The organism is Citrobacter sp. RHB20-C16 (assembly GCF_013890155.1).
GTDB lineage: Bacteria > Pseudomonadota > Gammaproteobacteria > Enterobacterales > Enterobacteriaceae > Citrobacter_A > Citrobacter_A amalonaticus.
In genome coordinates this window covers 2,553,305-2,572,866 of record NZ_CP057630.1, presented here as the reverse complement: position 1 = coordinate 2,572,866, position 19,562 = coordinate 2,553,305, and the positions used below count along the sequence as shown (strand labels likewise).

At 51.5% G+C, this 19,562-nt stretch carries 15 protein-coding genes; 8 read left to right on the top strand and 7 right to left on the bottom strand.

Going from position 1 to position 19,562, the window contains the following annotated elements:
- Positions 1-3 precede the first annotated feature (3 nt).
- The 3 genes from HVX64_RS12315 (at position 4) to HVX64_RS12305 (ending at position 1,742) form a co-directional block, all read left to right on the top strand.
- Entirely contained in the window at positions 4-327 is a 324-nt protein-coding gene (locus tag HVX64_RS12315; RefSeq protein ID WP_043000610.1) for a YdbL family protein, read from the top strand.
- A gap of 114 nt (positions 328-441) precedes the next feature.
- Positions 442-1,317: an aldo/keto reductase family oxidoreductase gene (locus HVX64_RS12310; RefSeq protein WP_044257840.1), complete on the top strand. Its 876-nt coding sequence runs from the start codon at positions 442-444 to the stop codon at positions 1,315-1,317.
- 14 nt (positions 1,318-1,331) lie between these two features.
- Positions 1,332-1,742 carry a GFA family protein gene (locus HVX64_RS12305; protein ID WP_043000612.1) on the top strand — a complete coding sequence of 137 codons (411 nt, stop codon included), beginning with the start codon at positions 1,332-1,334 and terminating at the stop codon, positions 1,740-1,742.
- Between the two features lie 36 nt (positions 1,743-1,778).
- Here the strand turns inward: HVX64_RS12305 and azoR are convergent, their stop codons facing one another.
- Positions 1,779-2,384: an FMN-dependent NADH-azoreductase gene (azoR, locus tag HVX64_RS12300; protein WP_043000613.1), complete on the bottom strand. Its 606-nt coding sequence runs from the start codon at positions 2,382-2,384 to the stop codon at positions 1,779-1,781.
- A 201-nt stretch (positions 2,385-2,585) separates the two neighbouring features.
- On the opposite strand from azoR, the gene hrpA reads away from it, so the two are divergent.
- Positions 2,586-6,488: an ATP-dependent RNA helicase HrpA gene (hrpA, locus tag HVX64_RS12295; RefSeq protein ID WP_044257842.1), complete on the top strand. Its 3,903-nt coding sequence runs from the start codon at positions 2,586-2,588 to the stop codon at positions 6,486-6,488.
- Between the two features lie 126 nt (positions 6,489-6,614).
- Here the strand turns inward: hrpA and HVX64_RS12290 are convergent, their stop codons facing one another.
- Positions 6,615-7,934 carry an MFS transporter gene (locus HVX64_RS12290; protein ID WP_043000615.1) on the bottom strand — a complete coding sequence of 440 codons (1,320 nt, stop codon included), beginning with the start codon at positions 7,932-7,934 and terminating at the stop codon, positions 6,615-6,617.
- 391 nt (positions 7,935-8,325) lie between these two features.
- Here HVX64_RS12290 and HVX64_RS12285 point away from each other — a divergent pair, with 391 nt between their 5' ends.
- Positions 8,326-9,120 (top strand): YdcF family protein, encoded by a 795-nt coding sequence (locus tag HVX64_RS12285; RefSeq protein ID WP_044257960.1) that lies wholly within the window; start codon positions 8,326-8,328, stop codon positions 9,118-9,120.
- Positions 9,121-9,317: 197 nt separating this feature from the next.
- Positions 9,318-10,757, top strand: a complete 1,440-nt coding sequence (aldA, locus tag HVX64_RS12280; RefSeq protein WP_044257845.1) for an aldehyde dehydrogenase — start codon at positions 9,318-9,320, stop codon at positions 10,755-10,757.
- Positions 10,758-10,796: 39 nt separating this feature from the next.
- Here the strand turns inward: aldA and gap are convergent, their stop codons facing one another.
- Positions 10,797-11,798, bottom strand: a complete 1,002-nt coding sequence (gene gap / locus HVX64_RS12275; RefSeq protein ID WP_044257846.1) for a type I glyceraldehyde-3-phosphate dehydrogenase — start codon at positions 11,796-11,798, stop codon at positions 10,797-10,799.
- Between the two features lie 189 nt (positions 11,799-11,987).
- On the opposite strand from gap, the gene cybB reads away from it, so the two are divergent.
- Positions 11,988-12,515: a cytochrome b561 gene (cybB, locus tag HVX64_RS12270; protein ID WP_043000618.1), complete on the top strand. Its 528-nt coding sequence runs from the start codon at positions 11,988-11,990 to the stop codon at positions 12,513-12,515.
- 829 nt (positions 12,516-13,344) lie between these two features.
- Here cybB and HVX64_RS12265 read toward each other — a convergent pair.
- From HVX64_RS12265 to HVX64_RS12250, 4 genes are read right to left on the bottom strand one after another with little or no spacing between them, the layout of a single operon-like run.
- On the bottom strand, positions 13,345-14,538 hold the full coding sequence (locus tag HVX64_RS12265; protein WP_181825016.1) for a hypothetical protein: 1,194 nt from the start codon (positions 14,536-14,538) through the stop codon (positions 13,345-13,347).
- A gap of 2 nt (positions 14,539-14,540) precedes the next feature.
- Entirely contained in the window at positions 14,541-17,120 is a 2,580-nt protein-coding gene (locus tag HVX64_RS12260; RefSeq protein ID WP_181825015.1) for a fimbria/pilus outer membrane usher protein, read from the bottom strand.
- A gap of 21 nt (positions 17,121-17,141) precedes the next feature.
- Positions 17,142-17,864: a fimbria/pilus periplasmic chaperone gene (locus tag HVX64_RS12255; protein ID WP_044257850.1), complete on the bottom strand. Its 723-nt coding sequence runs from the start codon at positions 17,862-17,864 to the stop codon at positions 17,142-17,144.
- Between the two features lie 41 nt (positions 17,865-17,905).
- Positions 17,906-18,484, bottom strand: coding sequence for a fimbrial protein (locus tag HVX64_RS12250; RefSeq protein WP_052443920.1), 579 nt, complete (start codon positions 18,482-18,484; stop codon positions 17,906-17,908).
- Positions 18,485-18,880: 396 nt separating this feature from the next.
- Here HVX64_RS12250 and HVX64_RS12245 point away from each other — a divergent pair, with 396 nt between their 5' ends.
- Entirely contained in the window at positions 18,881-19,540 is a 660-nt protein-coding gene (locus HVX64_RS12245; protein WP_082010093.1) for a helix-turn-helix domain-containing protein, read from the top strand.
- The last annotated feature ends 22 nt before the right edge of the window (positions 19,541-19,562 follow it).

The window sequence follows — 19,562 nt, the reverse complement described above, 5'->3', positions numbered from 1 at the left end:
ATGATGAAAAGAACTTTTATTCTGGCGGCGCTCATTCTGAGTTTGCTGAGTGGCAGTGCCTTTGCGCTGACGTTAAATGAGGCCAGAACCCAGGGCCGGGTCGGTGAAACGTTCAATGGTTATCTGGTGGCGCTGAAACAGGATGCGCAGACGCTGGCGCTGGTCAGTGAGATCAACAAAGCACGCAGCGCCAGCTACCAACAGTTGGCCGAGAGTCATAACATCCCGGTCGATGAAGTGGCGAAAATGGCCGGACAGAAACTGGTCGAGCGGGCGAAACCAGGAGAATATGTCCAGGGCATTAACGGGAAGTGGTTGCGGAAATAATCATTTCACATTGCCGTCTGCGGTTTTTCCTTTTTGTTGGGTGACGCGTAATAATTTGCAGGGTAAGTTTCTATACTCTGTTTTCTTACGCGCTATTCAGCAGAAGGGGCAGTTATGGCAAGTCACGGCATCACAGAAACGTTTACTCTCGGTTCCCGGCAGGTCAAACGCATAGGGTATGGGGCGATGCAACTGGCGGGGCCTGGGGTTTTTGGTCCACCGCGCGATCGTCATGTTGCCTTGACGGTGCTTCGGGAAGCGATCGCGCTGGGCGTCAATCATATTGATACCAGCGATTTTTACGGTCCGCACGTTACCAATCAAATCATTCGCGAAGCGTTGCATCCTTATCCGGACGATCTGGTGATTGTCACGAAAATCGGTGCCCGCCGTGGAGACGATGCCTCCTGGCTACCGGCATTCTCACCAGCGGAACTCAGGCAGGCGGTTCACGATAATCTGCGCAATCTGGGTCTGGATGTACTGGATGTCGTTAACTTACGCATTATGCTGGGCGAGGGTCACGGCCCGCATGAAGGTTCCATTGAAGAGAGTTTCAGCGTGCTGGCTGAGCTTCAGCAGCAGGGGCTGGTCAGACACATCGGTCTGAGCAATGTGACTGCCAGCCAGGTGGCGCAAGCGCGCAGTATCGCAGAGGTGGTCTGTGTGCAAAATGAGTACAATATCGCCCATCGTCAGGATGATGCGCTGATCGACGCGCTGGCGGAAGACGGCATTGCTTACGTTCCCTTTTTTCCGCTGGGCGGGTTTACGCCGCTACAGTCTTCAACGCTCTTCGACGTGGCCGCAAGCCTGAATGCAACGCCAATGCAGGTTGCGCTGGCATGGTTGCTCCATCGCTCACCGAATATTTTGCTGATACCGGGTACCTCTTCAGTGACGCATCTGCATGAAAACATGGCGGCAGGGGATCTGACACTTTCAGCGGAAGTGCTGGCGACCCTGGACAGTATTGCGCAAAAGGCATAAGGCGGAGGTTGACCATGACTGAAAAACGAAATGCACAATGTCACTGCGGGGCTGTCAAATTTACCGTTCAACTTAGCGATGGGTTTAATACCATCCGGCGTTGTAACTGTTCATTTTGTCGGATGCGCGGTGCGGTGGTTGTTTCTGCGCCGTTGATGGGGATAACGGTTCTCTCAGGGCAGGATAAACTGACGGAGTATCGTTTCAATACCGGCACAGCAAGGCACTTTTTCTGTTCAGTGTGTGGGATTTACACTTTCCACCAGCGACGTTCCAGTCCGGATCAGTATGGCGTGAACGTGGCATGCATTGAGAATGTGTCGCCGTTTGATTTTGCCTGCGTGGAAGTCACTGACGGGGTGAATCATCCGAGTGATGGTGCGAGTAATGGCGTGGTGGGATATTTGCGTTATCAGGCGAAGTGATAAAAAAACCTCCCGCCGGAGCGGGAGGGGGAGAACTTACGCTGCAACCACGCTATCGATGGCGGCTTTGGCGTCAGACTGCGCTTTAGACGCTACTTCCGGGCCGTAGGCAATCCCTTCTGCGAACACGAAGTTCACATCGGTGATGCCGATAAAGCCGAGGAAGACTTTCAGGTACGGCGCAATCAGATCAGTTGGGGTGTCTTTGTGGATACCGCCACGGCTGGAGAGGATCACCGCACGTTTACCGGTCACCAGACCTTCCGGCCCTTTCTCGGTGTAGCGGAACGTCACGCCAGCACGTGCAATCAGGTCGAAATAGTTTTTCAGCTGCGTCGGGATGTTAAAGTTGTACATCGGCGCCGCGATAACGATCACGTCGTGTGCTTTCAGTTCAGCGATCAGTTCATCAGAGAGCGCCAGTGCGTCCTGTTGACGAGGCGTCAACGGCGCGTCGCTCGGGCGCAGGGCACCCACCAGTTCGCCATCCAGTACCGGGATCGGATTAGCAGCCAGGTCACGGACGGTGATTTCGTCAGCAGAGTGCTTTTCACGCCACTGTTCAACAAAATAATCAGACAACTGACCAGACTGAGAGTACCCTGCCAGAATACTGGATTTGAGAACTAATACCTTGCTCATGGGTGTTTCCTTATAGGTGTTTGAATGGGCTGTGCCCCGTTGCTTGTTGACACTTTATTCACAATCCTGTCGCAGAGAAAGCGCAATATATCGAATCCTATGTTCGAATTTATTGAACAACACACAAAATGTGCTGATGTGGTACTCTATACCTATCATTTAGAAGAGATTTAACCAGGCAGTGCTCTGCCTTTTAACGCTATGACAGAACAACAAAAATTATCCTTTCATGCCTTACAGCAGCAGTTAGATTCATTAATGCTGCGCGATCGGCAGCGCTTTTCGCGCCGCCTGCACGGTGTGAAGAAGGTTAAAAATCCTGATGCACAACAAGCCATTTACCAGGAGATGGCGAAAGAGATTGAACAGGCAGCAGGTAAAGTTGTGCTACGTGAAGCGGCGCGACCAGAGATTACTTACCCGGAAAACCTGCCCGTCAGTCAGAAAAAACAGGCGATCCTCGACGCCGTTCGCGACCATCAGGTGGTGATCGTGGCCGGGGAAACCGGCTCGGGGAAAACCACTCAGCTCCCGAAAATCTGTATGGAACTGGGGCGTGGGGTGAAAGGGCTGATTGGCCACACCCAGCCGCGTCGTCTGGCGGCGCGAACGGTGGCGAACCGTATCGCCGAAGAGCTGCAGACAGAGCCGGGCGGGTGCATTGGTTATAAGGTGCGCTTTAGCGATCACGTCAGCGATAACACGATGGTGAAGCTGATGACCGACGGTATCCTGCTGGCGGAAATTCAGCAGGACCGTCTACTGATGCAGTATGACACCATCATTATCGATGAAGCGCACGAACGCAGCCTGAATATCGATTTTCTGCTCGGCTATCTGAAAGAACTGCTGCCGCGCCGTCCGGATCTGAAAATTATCATCACCTCCGCGACCATCGATCCGGAGCGTTTTTCGAAGCATTTCAACAATGCGCCGATTATTGAAGTGTCTGGGCGCACCTTTCCGGTGGAAGTCCGCTATCGACCGATCGTCGAAGAGGCCGATGACACCGAACGCGACCAGTTGCAGGCCATTTTCGATGCGGTAGATGAGCTGGGGCGTGAAAGCCCCGGCGACATCCTGATCTTCATGAGCGGTGAGCGCGAGATCCGCGATACCGCCGACGCACTGAATAAACTCAACCTGCGCCATACGGAAGTGTTGCCGCTGTATGCGCGACTGTCGAATAGCGAACAGAACCGCGTCTTCCAGTCGCACAGCGGGCGGCGCATTGTGCTGGCGACCAACGTGGCGGAAACCTCGCTGACGGTACCGGGGATCAAATATGTGATCGACCCTGGTACGGCGCGTATCAGCCGCTACAGCTACCGCACCAAAGTACAGCGTTTGCCGATCGAGCCCGTATCGCAGGCCTCCGCCAACCAGCGTAAAGGGCGCTGCGGTCGTGTATCCGAAGGCATCTGCATTCGTCTTTATTCTGAAGATGATTTCCTGTCGCGTCCTGAGTTTACCGACCCGGAGATTCTGCGCACCAACCTGGCGTCGGTCATTTTGCAGATGACGGCGCTGGGGCTGGGCGATATCGCCGCGTTCCCGTTTGTCGAAGCGCCGGATAAGCGCAACATTCAGGACGGCGTGCGTTTGCTGGAAGAGTTGGGTGCGATTACCACTGATGAACAGGCGACGGTCTATAAACTGACGCCGTTGGGGCGCCAGTTGAGCCAGTTGCCGGTGGATCCGCGCCTGGCGCGCATGGTGCTGGAAGCGCAAAAACATGGCTGCGTGCGCGAGGCGATGATCATTACCTCGGCGCTGTCGATTCAGGATCCGCGCGAACGCCCGATGGACAAACAGCAGGCGTCTGATGAAAAACACCGTCGCTTCCACGATAAAGAGTCCGATTTCCTTGCCTTTGTGAATCTGTGGAATTACCTCGGCGAACAGCAAAAAGCGTTGTCGTCCAACGCGTTTCGTCGCCTGTGCCGGACCGACTATCTGAACTATCTGCGCGTGCGTGAGTGGCAGGATATCTACACCCAACTGCGTCAGGTGGTAAAAGAGCTGGGTATTCCGGTGAACAGCGAACCGGCGGAATACCGCGAGATCCATATTGCGCTACTGACCGGGCTGTTGTCGCATATTGGCATGAAAGATGCCGATAAGCAGGAATATACCGGCGCGCGTAATGCCCGTTTTTCGATTTTCCCCGGTTCCGGCTTGTTCAAGAAGCCGCCGAAGTGGGCAATGGTCGCGGAGCTGGTGGAAACCAGCCGTCTGTGGGGGCGCATTGCAGCACGCATCGATCCCGAGTGGGTGGAACCGGTCGCTCAGCATCTGATTAAACGCTCGTACAGTGAACCGCACTGGGAGCGGGCGCAGGGCGCGGTGATGGCGACGGAAAAGGTGACCGTCTACGGTCTGCCGATCGTCGCAGCGCGTAAGGTGAACTACAGCCAGATTGATCCTGCGCTGTGCCGTGAACTGTTTATCCGCCATGCGCTGGTGGAGGGCGACTGGCAGACGCGTCATGCTTTCTTCCGCGAAAACCTCAAACTGCGTGCCGAAGTGGAAGAACTGGAGCATAAATCGCGTCGCCGTGACATTCTGGTGGACGACGAGACGCTGTTCGAGTTCTACGACCAGCGCATCAGCCATGATGTCATTTCTGCCCGTCACTTTGATAACTGGTGGAAGAAGACCACCCGCGAGACGCCGGACCTGCTCAATTTTGAAAAGAGCATGTTGATCAAAGAGGGCGCGGACAACATCAGCAAGCTGGATTACCCGAACTTCTGGCATCAGGGCTCGCTGAAACTGCGGTTGAGCTATCAGTTTGAACCGGGGGCGGATGCGGACGGGGTGACGGTACATATTCCGCTGCCGTTGTTGAATCAGGTCGACGAAAATGGTTTTGAATGGCAGATCCCGGGCTTACGTCGCGAACTGGTGATTGCGCTGATTAAATCGCTGCCGAAGCCGGTGCGGCGTAACTTTGTTCCGGCCCCGAACTATGCCGAGGCGTTTTTAGGCCGCGTGACGCCACTGGAGCTGCCGCTACTGGACGCGCTGGAGCGTGAGCTGCGTCGGATGACTGGCGTGACGGTTGACCGCGAGGACTGGCACTGGGATCAGGTGCCCGATCATCTGAAAATCACCTTCCGGGTGGTGGATGATAAAAACAAGAAGCTGGAGGAAGGGCGCTCGCTACAGGAGCTAAAAGACCGGCTGAAAGGAAAAGTGCAGGAGACGCTCTCGGCGGTGGCCGATGATGGCATTGAACAGAGCGGGTTGCACATCTGGAGTTTTGGGCAACTGCCGGAAAGCTACGAGCAAAAACGTGGCAATTACAAAGTCAAAGCGTGGCCTGCGCTGGTGGATGAGCGCGACAGCGTGGCGATCAAACTCTTTGATAATCCGCTGGAGCAACAGCAGGCGATGTGGTCTGGCTTACGCCGTTTGTTGCTGTTGAACATCCCGTCGCCGATCAAATATCTGCACGAGAAGCTGCCGAATAAAGCCAAGCTGGGTCTGTACTTCAACCCGTACGGCAAAGTGCTGGAGCTGATTGACGACTGCATTTCCTGCGGCGTGGATAAGCTGATTGATGCTAACGGTGGTCCGGTCTGGACGGAAGAGGGTTTTGCCGCGCTGCATGAGAAGGTTCGTGCCGAGCTGAATGAGACGGTTGTGGAGATTGCGAAGCAGGTCGAACAGATCCTGACCGCCGTCTTTAACATCAATAAACGCCTGAAGGGGCGCGTGGACATGACGATGGCGCTGGGGCTTTCCGACATCAAAGCGCAGATGGGCGGACTGGTGTATCGCGGATTTGTCACCGGCAACGGCTTCCGTCGTCTTGGCGATACGCTGCGTTACTTGCAGGCGATTGAAAAACGTCTTGAGAAACTGGCGATTGATCCCCATCGCGATCGCGCGCAGATGCTGAAAGTCGAAAGCGTACAGCAGGCCTGGCAGCAGTGGTTCAACAAGCTGCCGCCGGCGCGACGCGAAGACGAGGAGGTGAAAGCGATCCGCTGGATGATTGAAGAATTGCGGGTCAGCTATTTTGCCCAACAGCTGGGAACGCCGTATCCCATTTCGGATAAACGTATCCTGCAGGCGATGGAGCAGATTAGCGGGTAATTCAGTACCGGATGGCAATATATTGTCCGTAGGCCCGATAAGCGCAGCGCCATCGGACGCAGGTGAGACGTTCGAGTCTGTACCGTATTGTTACAGAAGCGGCCAGAGGATCTGGCCGCGAAGGGATTACAATTCGTTAGGCTGAGCGTTGATCGCCGGGCTACGTTTCACCCGACTGGCAAAGAAAATGGCAACCAGGGATATCGCCACGGTGGTAAGCAGATACCACGCCACGGGCACCCAGTCGCCGTCATATTTCGCCAGCAACCCGGTAGCGATGAGGGGAGCGGTACCGCCCGCCAGCGCTGCGCCAATCTGGTAACCGAGGGTGATGCCGGTGTAGCGAACGTTAGCGCTGAAAATTTCCGAGCACAGCGTTCCCAGCACGGCGGTGACCGGTGCCCACAGCACGCCGAACATCACGATGGTCGCCAGCATAATGCCCCAGGTGGTGCCGGTATTCAGCAGCAGGAACCATGGCACGATAAACAGGCCAAGCAGGGCGACGCTGATGGCATACATCCGTTTGCGGCCAATTTTGTCCGACAGCAGCCCCATCAGCGGGATCATCACCGTAGCAATCAGTGCACCCACGGTGACGGCTTCCAGCACCTGGGACTTCTGATAACTCAGTGTGCTGGTGGCATAGCTGACCACAAAGGTCGAGAAAATATAGAACGGCGCGGTTTCCACCACCTTCAAACCTGCGGCAATCAGCACTTCACGCCAGTGATGAGTCAGCGTATCGCGCAGCGGTGCTTTGGCAACCTGACCCGTCGCTTTGACCTTTTTGAAGTCTGGCGTTTCATCGATATCCCGACGGATCCACAGTCCTAACAGCACCAGCACGGAGCTCAGCAGGAAGGGAATACGCCAGCCCCAGGAGAGGAAATCTTCCTCGCTAAACAGGGTCATCAGCGAGACGATAAACGTCGCCATCAGCATGCCAATAGTCACGCCCGCCTGCGGAATACTGCCGAAGAAGCCTTTGCGTTTTTCCGGCGCGTATTCATAGGCCAGCAGGAGTGCGCCACCCCATTCGCCACCAATGCCCATCCCCTGAATGATGCGCATCAGGATAAGCAGAATGGGGGCCCAGATACCGATCATCTCATAGGTGGGCAGTAGACCGATCATCACCGTCGCGCCGCCCATCAGGGAAAGCGTCAGCACCAGCGTTTTCTTACGCCCGATGCGATCGCCGATGTGGGCGAAAATTACCCCGCCAATCGGGCGAATAAAAAAGGTCAACGAGAAGGAGAGGTACGAGAGGATCAGACCGATTACCGGGTCAACCATCGGGAAGAAAATCTTGTTAAACACCAGCGCAGCCGCGGTGCCATACAGAAAGTAATCGAACCACTCAATCGCACTGCCGGTCAGACTGGCGACAAGTACCTTCTTATTTTTCTTCAGAATAACCGTACTGCTTTCATGGGTCGTCATTAACTGTAAACCTCCGCCAGAGAACAAAAAAGGTGTCACCTGGCAGTGCGGCAGGTGCAACCTGTTACGTTAAAAGGTTGTGGAATTGTTAATCAAACTAGGTGTGTTAGTAACATTTAACAAGAGGAGGCACGCCGTAATGGGCTAAAAAGAGAGCATTTTGCCAGGATGATTTTCTGTAATTGCAGAATAAATGACGTTAATTATTCATATTCTGATAATTAAACAGGATAATGTGCAGGTGCAACCGCCCGATTTTTAGACGTTTTGTGTTATTTCACTGAGATGACAAAAAAAGCGTCGAAATATCAATCATCAGCCTTTCAGAGAGATCTACTGTTTATTCAGCGTGGGTGCGGTACTCTGCTGAAATAAGAGGAGGAGCTTAATGATGCAACCGTTCCCGAGACTTTCCGCCACCACCCTTGAGGCGATCAACACGGTGGGGCAGTGGCTGGCGCAGGATGATTTCTGCGGCGGGCCTGCTTACCCGGCAGACTGCGTGGTACTGGCGGGCAATGCCGTCATCCCGACAATTGACGCGGCCTGCCAGATAGCCCAACAGCAAGAGGTTCCGCTGCTGATCGCTGGTGGGATTGGTCACTCCACGACCTTCCTGTATGCCGCCGTTGCCCAACATCCCCGTTACAACACGATCCAGACGACCGGACGCGCCGAAGCCGCCATCCTGGCGGATATTGCCCGGCAGTTCTGGCACATTCCCGCAGACAAAATCTGGCTGGAAGATCAGTCAACTAACTGCGGAGAGAACGCCCGTTTTAGCGCGCAAATGATCGCGCAGGCCGCAACACCGATTAACACGGCCATTGTGGTACAGGATCCTACGATGCAACGGCGTACCGTAGCGACCTTTCGCCGGGTAACCCGTGACGATCCGGACGCACCGCGCTGGCTGAGCCATCCAGGATTTACGCCTGTCTTGTGTCAGCAGGAGGACGATATTGTATTTGCTAATGACCCTGGCGGCCTGTGGAGCATCGATCGCTATTTAGCGCTGGTGGTGGGCGAAATCCCGCGCTTGCGCAATGATGACACCGGCTATGGACCTCGGGGGCGTGACTTCATTGTGCATGTGGATTTTCCGCCGGAGGTCGAGGCCGCGTGGCAGATCCTGCAACAGGATGCGGCGCTGAATGAGGCGATGAACCACCGTTCGTTACGCTAACACCTGCCCGTTTGGGAGTATTTTCTCTCAAACGGGCAAAACAAAAATGCCTGCGTTTTCGTTCTCCCCAGCCTGACCCCTCTCTTTTATGAAGCAGTTCACAGAATTACGACACCAGCCGGGATCGCCGAGGCATGATTGATATTTATTAACAATAGTTTCACTTGTTAAAAACAATTCAATCACAGGAGTAGCGCATGTCAGTACCCGTACAACATCCTATGTATATCGATGGACAGTTTGTGACCTGGCACGAGGATGCCTGGATTGATGTCATCAACCCGGCGACGGAAGAGGTGATTTCGCGTATTCCTGATGGTCGTGCAGAAGACGCGCGCAAAGCCATTGCAGCAGCGGACCGTGCGCAGGCTGAGTGGGAAGCGCTGCCAGCGATCGTTCGTGCTGGCTGGCTGCGCAAAATTGCCGCCGGGATCCGTGAACGTGCTGGCGAAATCAGTGCCTTAATTGTGGCTGAAGGAGGAAAAATTCAGCAACTGGCCGAGGTGGAAGTCTCTTTTACTGCCGACTATCTCGACTATATGGCGGAGTGGGCTCGTCGCTATGAAGGCGAAATTCTGCAAAGCGATCGCCCTGGCGAGAATATCTTGCTGTTTAAGCGCGCGCTGGGGGTCACCACCGGGATCCTGCCGTGGAATTTTCCGTTCTTCCTGATCGCCCGTAAGCTGGCTCCGGCCCTGTTGACCGGGAACACCATCGTGATTAAACCCAGCGAATTCACGCCCAATAACGCGATTGCGTTTGCCAAAATTGTTGATGAGATTGGTCTGCCGCGTGGTGTGTTTAACCTGGTGCTGGGGCGTGGTGAAACCGTCGGCCAGGAACTGGCCGGTAACCCGAAAGTGGCGATGGTCAGCATGACCGGCAGCGTGGCAGCAGGTGAAAAGATTATGGCGACTGCGGCGAAAAATATCACCAAAGTGTGCCTGGAGTTGGGTGGCAAGGCGCCAGCGATTGTGATGGATGATGCCGATCTTGAACTGGCGGTCAAAGCGATTGTGGATTCCCGGGTCATCAATACCGGACAGGTTTGTAACTGCGCGGAGCGTGTCTACGTACAAAAAGGGATTTATGACCTGTTCGTGAACCGCCTGGGCGAAGCCCTGAAAGCGGTACAGTTCGGAAATCCAGGCGAGCGTAACGATATCGCCATGGGGCCGCTGATCAATGCCGCGGCCCTGCAACGTGTGGAGCAGAAAGTGGCGAGGGCGGTACAGGAGGGGGCGCGGGTGGCGCTCGGCGGCAAAGCCGTTGAGGGCAAAGGTTACTTCTATCCGCCAACATTGCTGTTGGATGTTCGCCAGGAGATGGCCATCATGCACGAAGAGACCTTTGGCCCTGTGCTGCCTGTGGTGGTCTTCAATACGCTGGAGGAGGCTATCGCGATGGCTAATGACAGTGATTACGGCCTGACATCGTCTATTTATACGCAGAATCTCAACGTCGCGATGAAAGCCATTAAAGGGCTGAAGTTTGGTGAGACTTATATTAATCGCGAGAACTTTGAAGCAATGCAGGGCTTCCACGCGGGATGGCGTAAGTCGGGGATTGGCGGCGCAGACGGCAAGCACGGGCTGAACGAGTATCTGCAAACCCAGGTGGTTTATTTGCAGTCCTGATCGGCAAAGCAGGGCGGAGGTTTCACTCCGCCTTTACGCTTAAAGTTTGACGAACTTATCAAGGGTACGGATCAGTTGCGTCACGAATCCGTATTCGTTGTCGTACCAGGCCACGGTTTTTACCAGTTGCAGATCGCCCACCTCGGTAATTTCGGTCTGGGTGGCATCAAACACAGAACCAAAGTGCGAACCGATAACGTCTGAAGAGACAATTTCTTCATCGGTATAGCCAAAAGATTCATTATCGTGCGTGGCTTTCTTCAGCGCGTTGTTAACCTCTTCCGCCGTCACTTTCTTAGCCAGAATCGACACCAGTTCAGTGACAGAACCGGTTTTCACCGGCACGCGCTGAGCATGACCTTTCAGCTTGCCGCTGAGATCCGGAATAACGAGACCAATTGCTTTTGCCGCGCCTGTGGTATGCGGAATGATGTTTTCAGCGGCCGCACGCGATGCGCGCAGATCTTTGCCACGCGGACCGTCCACCAGTGACTGCGTGCCGGTGTAGGCGTGAATGGTGGTCATGGTGCCCACTTTAATACCAAAGTTGTCGTGCAGCGCTTTCGCCATCGGCGCCAGGCAGTTGGTGGTGCAGGAAGCCACCGAAACAATCACATCACTGGCATTCAGCGTGTCATCGTTAACGTTGTAGACAATGGTCTTCATATCGCCAGCCGGCGCAGAGATCAGCACTTTTTTCGCGCCAGCATCGATATGCGCCTGAGACTTTTCAGTTGAGGTATAAAAGCCGGTGCATTCAATAATGACTTCCGCTCCTTTCGCTTTCCACGGGATATTTTTGGCGTCTTTTTCTGCATAAACCGCGATCGTTTTCCCGTCAACAATCAGCGCGTCTTCGGTAAAGTCTACGCTCCAGGGGAACGGACCATAGTTAGAGTCATGCTTTAGCAGATAGGCAAGGATTTTAGGGGAGGTGAGGTCGTTGATCGCGACCACATCAACATCGCTTTTGACTTCGAGTAACCGACGCAACACCAGGCGACCAATACGACCAAAACCGTTAATGCCAATTTTACTCATGATTAACTCCTGTGAGGATGTAGCGGACATTCTTTTTTCCCTACCAGGCATAGTCCAGGATGCCGGGGTGAGCAATCGCACATCTTGCCGTTAACCCTAACTGTCTGAAATGCGGCGTAGAAAAGTTAATGAATTTTTAAGGAAAGATCGCTATGTTGTCGCTTTATTGTTTTTTACTCAGGAAGTGTTATGGGCAATAAGTACTCAAGCCTGCAAATTGGCATCCACTGGCTGGTCTTTTTACTGGTGATTGTCGCTTACTGTGCGATGGAGTTTCGGGGCTTTTTTCCTCGCAGCGATCGTCCCCTCATTAATATGATTCACGTTTCTAGTGGGATAGCGATTCTGGTGCTGATGGTGGCGCGTCTGCTGATCAGGCTGAAATATCCGGCTCCTCCCATCGTGCCCAAACCGAAGCCGATGATGACCGGACTGGCGCATCTTGGGCACCTGGTGATTTATCTGCTGTTCATCGCGCTGCCATTGATCGGCATGGTGATGATGTACAACCGTGGTAATCCGTGGATGGCCTTTGGTCTGGTGATGCCGCACGCGGCAGAAGGGAACTTTGACCTGGTGGATACGCTGAAATCCTGGCACATCACGCTGGCCAATCTGGGCTATTTTGTGATTGCGTTGCATGCCGCCGCCGCGCTACTGCACCACTATTTCTGGAAGGACAACACGCTGCTGCGCATGATGCCGCGTAAACGCTAGCGTGACTATACAGGCGCGGGGAACGCTTCCGGCGCCTGTAATTAATATAGGCACGACCCTCCCGGGTAATTCTGTTGGTTTCTGAGCTGGTAAAAGAGTATCCCGATTTCTCATAAACCATTCCCACTTCCGGACCGATTACGGTCAGGGCGCCCGCGTCAGATGGAATATTTTGCCCGGGAATTTTCCAGTATTTTATCGTGGCATAAAGGTGAGTGTAGGGCGTCGCTTCATCCCACCTATCCGTAAGGGGATAAGGTTGTAACGAGTGGTATCGCGCACGAAATGACTCCGCCGCAGATATCCCAATCCCCGGAACGTTAGTCGCATAAATATAGTCATTCCCCTGATGGGCAATAGCAGGTGTAGCCGTGAGCAGGGTAAAGCGAGGAGAGAGTCCGTCGATGTCGCAAACCCCAACATCGAGATCAATAACGTGATTCTCAGCCGTATAAATAACGGCCCACTCAGACAGTGGCAACGGCAATGACATGCGAATGTTATCAACATTGACCTCGGTTGCCTTATAGATTTCAGGCCACGCGTGATAACGCGTTATCGCGCGGGGTTGGGATTCGCAGTGAATAACCGTCGCCGACGCTGATGCTACATTCAAAAAAAGAACCAGCATAGCCAACGTGAAAATAGACCTAATAATGCGATGGCTGGCAATCTCAGTGGATTGCCACATCAGTTTTAAATATCTCATGTTATTAACATTGCGTAGTAAAAAATTAACTCCGACACGCGACGACGCGTATTGTTACCTAATAAACTCGCTTTAGAGCTTTTATTCTGTTCGCCAGGCTCACTGTTAAAAGGGTCACTATTACTGGTAATTAGCGATAACCTGTACCACGGCGTTGGCAGGGCCTGGTGCTGAATTACCGGCGGTACGAATATACCGCGCCGCCATCTTTATGGTGTTATCTGAACCGTGGAATCCGTTCCCCCCTACAGGGGTATCATCCGCACTGAAGTTGGGGTTAAGCGTATTGGCAGCAACATAACTGTTTAAGACGACGGGGTTTAACGGTTCTTGTGAATTCTGCGTGGTGTAATCACCCCAGGCCAGTTGTATCCCATAGCCCTGGGCACCTGTGCCGTCGAGCGCGATAATCCCTCTGTTGGCATCCACCACTTGGGTGTAAGGCGCTATACTGATCTGCACTTTTCCGTTTGGGGAATTAGGTGAAAGTTCTGACTTGGGGTCAATATTATAGGGATAAGTATAGGTCGATTTGGAGTTCGTCATTCCATCATATCCCATCGCATTCGGGCATATCAAATTGAAACTGGCATCCTTCCAGGGGAAAGGTGCGGTTGAATCGCCCATATCCACCTTAACATTGTCCCCTTGTATATTGCAGGTGCCAGACTGAAAGGTCATGGTAATGGTTAAAATTCGCGACCCACTAATATAGGCCTTATCGTCACTGACTATCCGGTCGGGGTTCGAACTGGTAAAGGTGCTACCCGAGGACATATATAAAACGGCGGTGTCGGGTCCGGTAATGGTGACCGGGCCGTTATAGGCGGGAATAGTGCCAGGAATTTTCCAGTACTTTATATCTGCTTCAAACTGGAGGCCTAGAATATCCCGGGTATAAAAAAGTGCTTTAGGATAAGCGTTCACAGCATTTTTCCCGACGACATCGGGTGCTGAAACAGAAATGCCAATACCAGAAATATTGGTGCTATAAATGTCATAGCCGTTTATGGAGCCTACAGGCTGTGCGTTGTTCAGAAAAGCATAATACGTGCTGACAACGGAGTTACAGTTTCCTGTATCAATGCCAATAATCGCGTTTACAGAATAAATGGTGTGCCAGTCGGGGATATTAGCCCCTAAGGTAATGGTCGCCCCTGGTGAGGTTAGATTAAAGGGCTGATGCATCGTCGACCATTGGTTATAATTATTGGTGGAGCTTGTTGATGGGTCGCATTTAACTACATAGGCCGAGGCCGAGGCCGAGGCAATATGGAAGAAAAAAAGAATAAATAGATATTTCAAAAAAGACATAGCTACACCTTTTGGCATACGGCAGTAAAACGCTGGATCGCGTTTTTACCTTTCGCGCTGGAATTATCTGGATTAAGGGAATAAGGGACACGACATTGATTATTCGCGTTCTCACCCCATTTCACGAGCAATGTTCCTTTTTGCTTACTGACTTTAACGTAAATAACTCCGCCCTGGGACACCGCACCCACGTGCGTGTCTTCATCATCAAAAATGTCGGCGCCAAAGGGGAGCGGCTCTCCCTGCCAGCTTGTGGTAATCAGCACCGGCGTGCCGGTATGGGTAGCAAATTTTACTTTGACCACCGATCCTGAACGCGGAACAACATTCTGCGCCGTGTTTTCAAAGTCAACGCCCAAATCAGAGCCTTCAGGGTTAATACCTATCCGATTTTCCTGATAGGGGACCAGTGACGGTGACAGAGCGTAGCCTGAACCATCAATGACGGCACCTGCATAACCCGTGACTTTGGCACCTTCTGCCCCTTTTGCTTCAATCAGGGCATAGTTATCGCTGCTGTAAGGCGAGAAAGTAACCCCACCCGAGTGGACGACCATCCCCCCGGACATCCCGACGGAGGTACTGCTATAGCCTTTACCGGTGCTGTAGCTACCGTTCATCGTTGCCTTGCTTCCCTCCCAGGTTCCGCTGACGCTGCCAGAGCTTCCCGAATTGTCATCATGCGCACCGCTAACGTTGTAGCCGTATTTATTGTCTTCACCGAACGAGCCAGAAAGGTTTGCCTGTTGACCACGTCCGCCGGCACTGTCCTGGTTATAGCGCATGCTCAGATAAGGCATTCCTGTACCATTACCCATGCCTAACGGCATGGAAAACGTCAGATACCAGGTGGTTTGATCATTTCCGTTTCCCGCTTTGTTTCGGCTGGCGTTAATGCTGTAGTTCAGCAGCTTATAGTTATTGGAATACCCCAACTGATACTGGGTGTTGTAACCCTCGTTGTTATTCCAGTAGTTTTGCATTGATGAGCTGACATAAAGGTTACCCAGCCCGGCAGGGAGGCCCTGATTAAAGCTTAATGAGAACTGATTTTTAGAACGGGAGACGCTATCCGGATCGCTGCCATTATTCATTGCGTCGCGTGTACTCATGGCGGTTTGAAAATCCATATAACCGGAGCTGGAATAACGATAGGCAGCAATCGTGATGTTACTGTTTGTCGCATCAAACAGTTTGTTGTAACTCAGTCGATAACTTTGCCCCATCGGATTACCGATCTTGCCGCCGATCTGACTCGTCGATTGAGTGACATCCGCGCTGATCGCCCCCGCTCTCGTACCTATTGCTCCCCCCAGCAGGACAGCCTGATAGTGCTGACTGTACTGTAAGCCCGTATAGGCAGTCAGGATATTGGTTAAGCCGCGCATGTAGGTTGTTTCATAGAACAACGGCATTTCAGCGGCGTTGTAGTCGCGAAGCTTGCCAACCGTTGCAGTGAATTGCTGGGTCCCCGGACGCAGTGATTGCGCCAGAGACGAATAAGGCACTGAGTATTGCTGGGTGCTACCGTCCGCTTCTTCGACGGTGACATCCAGATCGCCGCCATACCCTGTCTGCCCGAGATCATCGATCAGAAACGCTCCCGGTGTCACGGTGGTCTGATACAAAATATGGCCAGACTGACGTATCGTCACTTTAGCATTCGTCTTCGCGACCCCTCGGATTTCCGGCGCGTATCCGCGCTGAGAGGCGGGTAACATTCTGTCGTCGCTGGCCAGTTGTGCGCCGGTATACGAAACCGAATTAAACATCTGGCCTGAGGTAAAATATTGACCAAGATAAAGATGACCATGAACAAACTCGGCATCGCGTTGTACATAGCTATTGCTACTTTGATAGCCGCCGCCCTGTTCCGGTGTCCAGGAATAAGAGCCATTGTGGCGAAAGTACCAATTACCAATATTTAGCCCGGCATTTAACGAAGAATAGAGCGAACGTGCCGTGTCGGCATTATTGTAGCGGGAGTCATAGCCATTGACATAATAGCCGAGCATCAGTGCCGGAACACCACTGTCCCAAAGTGACGGATCAACACTTCCTTGCGCCGTGTGCTGAAGGTAGATTTGTGGTATTTCAATATTAAGTTGCTGCTTATCCGCATCAAAATGTACGGTGGCATTTGGCAAGAGTTGGGAGAGGTCAGAACATGCTGCGGGGTTAGACAGTTCGCTGCGCGAATCTTTTGGTACTCTGTCCATATTAAGTTTAATCAACTGAATGATTTTCGGCGTTAAACAGGCCTCAGCCCGGTATTTATCGACTTCAGTAAAAGTGACCTCTTCATGTGAAATTTGAGAACCATTTACAATGATATCGATAAGGTATTTTCCGGGGATAACATTTGAGCCGTAGGTGAAGCGATTTACATCGATTTGATTTGCCCTGTCCTGGCGCAAAAGTTGTGTGTCAAATTCAGCAGCAGTCTCTTCAGATGAGACAGACTTATCCTCCCCAGAATGGTTCTCAGTGTTATTAGCGATAGCGCTAAATGAGAAAGACAATATAACTGTAGAAAAGCAACAGAGATAGAATCCGGGGAGAAATTTATTTGAAATAGACACACGATCTACCCTCAAAAGGCGTTAGCGTTTCGCTTTATGATCAATGAGCGCTCCATAGTCATTGATTGTGCTAAAAGATAACCCATCAATATTGCCCGTATTGTTCAAAGGGAATTGTTTTGTTTCACCCGGTGCCAGCATTTTACCGGCAGTTTCAGATGTGATGTTCTTGTCTTTAAAGTTAACACTAAAAATAGTGACGTTATATTTTGAGCTGTTTTGCACCGTGGCATTTTTACCATTTAATTGCCAGTGTAATTGTTCTGGTGCATCACTGCTTTTACCTTCTAACCCTTCAGGGCGGTAAAAAAGTTTAATACGCGTGCGAAAGACAACATTGAGTTTCTGTTTGATGTCGTCACTGTTCTTATCTTTTGCCGGGACCTCAAGAACATTGAGCCAAAACACTGACTCTTTGTCAGTAGGGAGCGCTGGAACCCCGGTATAGCTGATACGCAGCGTCTGGCCCTTATTCGAGTCTACCCGATTGATCGGCGGAGTGATCACGAAAGGGACGGATATTTTTTCGGGTGACGTGTTCTCATTCCCCGTATCGATCCAACTCTGAATTAATACAGGTCTGGCGTTTTTATTTGTCAGGCTGAGCGTAACCTGACTTTTACTTCCCTGGTATATGACTCTGGTTCCATCCAAAACAATACTGGCGTGACCTGGCTGACTCATCATCATGCCAGCACTAAGGGCGCAATATACTGTTGCTGCCTTTTTACTGAAAAATAACATACAAAATACCTAAGGTTTAACCAGGGAAATAAAATAAGTGATTACTGATACATCAGCTCATAATCCACAGTGCTGACGACTGACCCCGCAGTTGCAGAACCGGCTGCCGATACATATTCAACAAAATAGGGCATCCGGGTTTTACCACCTGCTTCAGTGTCAATAGCGGTGAATTGTGACGTGGTTGACTGACCTGGGTCGTTCACTTTAATTGTGCTACGATTCGAATCCAACAGGCGGAACTGAACATTTGTCGCTGCATCAGTTGACGCTGTATTATTCAGATAGCCCTGGTTGTCACCGTTAGCACTTTTAAAGTTGGCCGCCACTTTGGTTTTTGCAGGCGTACCCAGGGTGCAGTTTTCAGCCACAATAAAGAACGGTACCTGGCCTGCAGAGGAGTTTGCACCAGCCAGCGCTGTTTTTGAAACTTCGTCCAGGGCAATTGTACCTGTACCAGCCGTTCCAACAGCGGCGCCTTTATATTCCAGAGAAACGTCGCATGTTGCATCTGTAATATTACCGTTAAAAGTAATGGTATTTGCTGCGAAGGCGTGCGGTAGATTAACTAAATTCACCGCCAGAATTGTGCCAGCAGCTATTAATTTATTAAATTTCATTTATAGCTCCATCAGAGTGTCGCACTCGTCTTTGTGTAAAATAACTATGGAATAATAAAAGGGACTATTACTACTATATTATAGTAGCTTTAGGTGTCATAATTTATGCCCCATTATAATGGAGGTCTATTGTTTTATGGTCCATATTTGTACTTCAAATTTTGGTTTGAATTATAAGCTGTTAATTTTATTTGAATTTAATTAATTATTAACAATGTAATATACAATATTAAGTATGCGGATAATCTATATTAAACATACATTGCATTAACAATATCTACGAAATTATTTTTAGATGGATACTGTTTTGTGTCATTTTTGCAACCATGTTTTTACCGTGATAGCCATTTTCTGCTATCATAGTGGCATGTGTACGTAGGTTGGTAAAAATAAAAAATGAAGAGCACATTCAATCCAGTAGAGATGGCGGGGCCCATAAGCACGCGCGTTGAATCGCCCTATTTGACGATATTGTTGGATACACTTGATTCGCACCTGCGCTATCAGCAGTGCCCTGTTGGTAAGCGCATTACCATCAGCGCTGCTCACCAGCCTGATTGTTATATTATTCGTAAGGGGGCGCTCTCACTTTACCGGCAGCCCGATGATATTCTTATCGAACTTATCGAAGCCCCGACACTACGTGGGATCATCCCGGTACATGAGTCCTCCCGATCAATACATATCCTTCGCGTTATTGAGCCGGCTGAAATCGCCACGTTGAATAAAGAGGATTTATACGCGCTGCTGACAGAACACAACCTGTGGGAACCCTATGCCAGACATCTGCAACTGATCGCCAGCATGGCCGCAGAGGTACTGTTTAAGCTCGTCTCACCCACCGTATTTGAGCAGGTTCGCTATCAGCTTTTCGAGCTCATGAGCAAACCGCAAACACTGAGAGAGTCGATTACCGCCGAGAATTATATCCGCGGAAAAACCCGGCTTTCTCGTTCCGCAGTGATGAACGTGCTCTCGGCATTAAAAGCCGGAGGCTACATTACAATACTGAATGGGCATCTGAAGGAAATAAAACATATTCCAGCGCAGTTTTAGATATCTGCAAAATTGATATTTC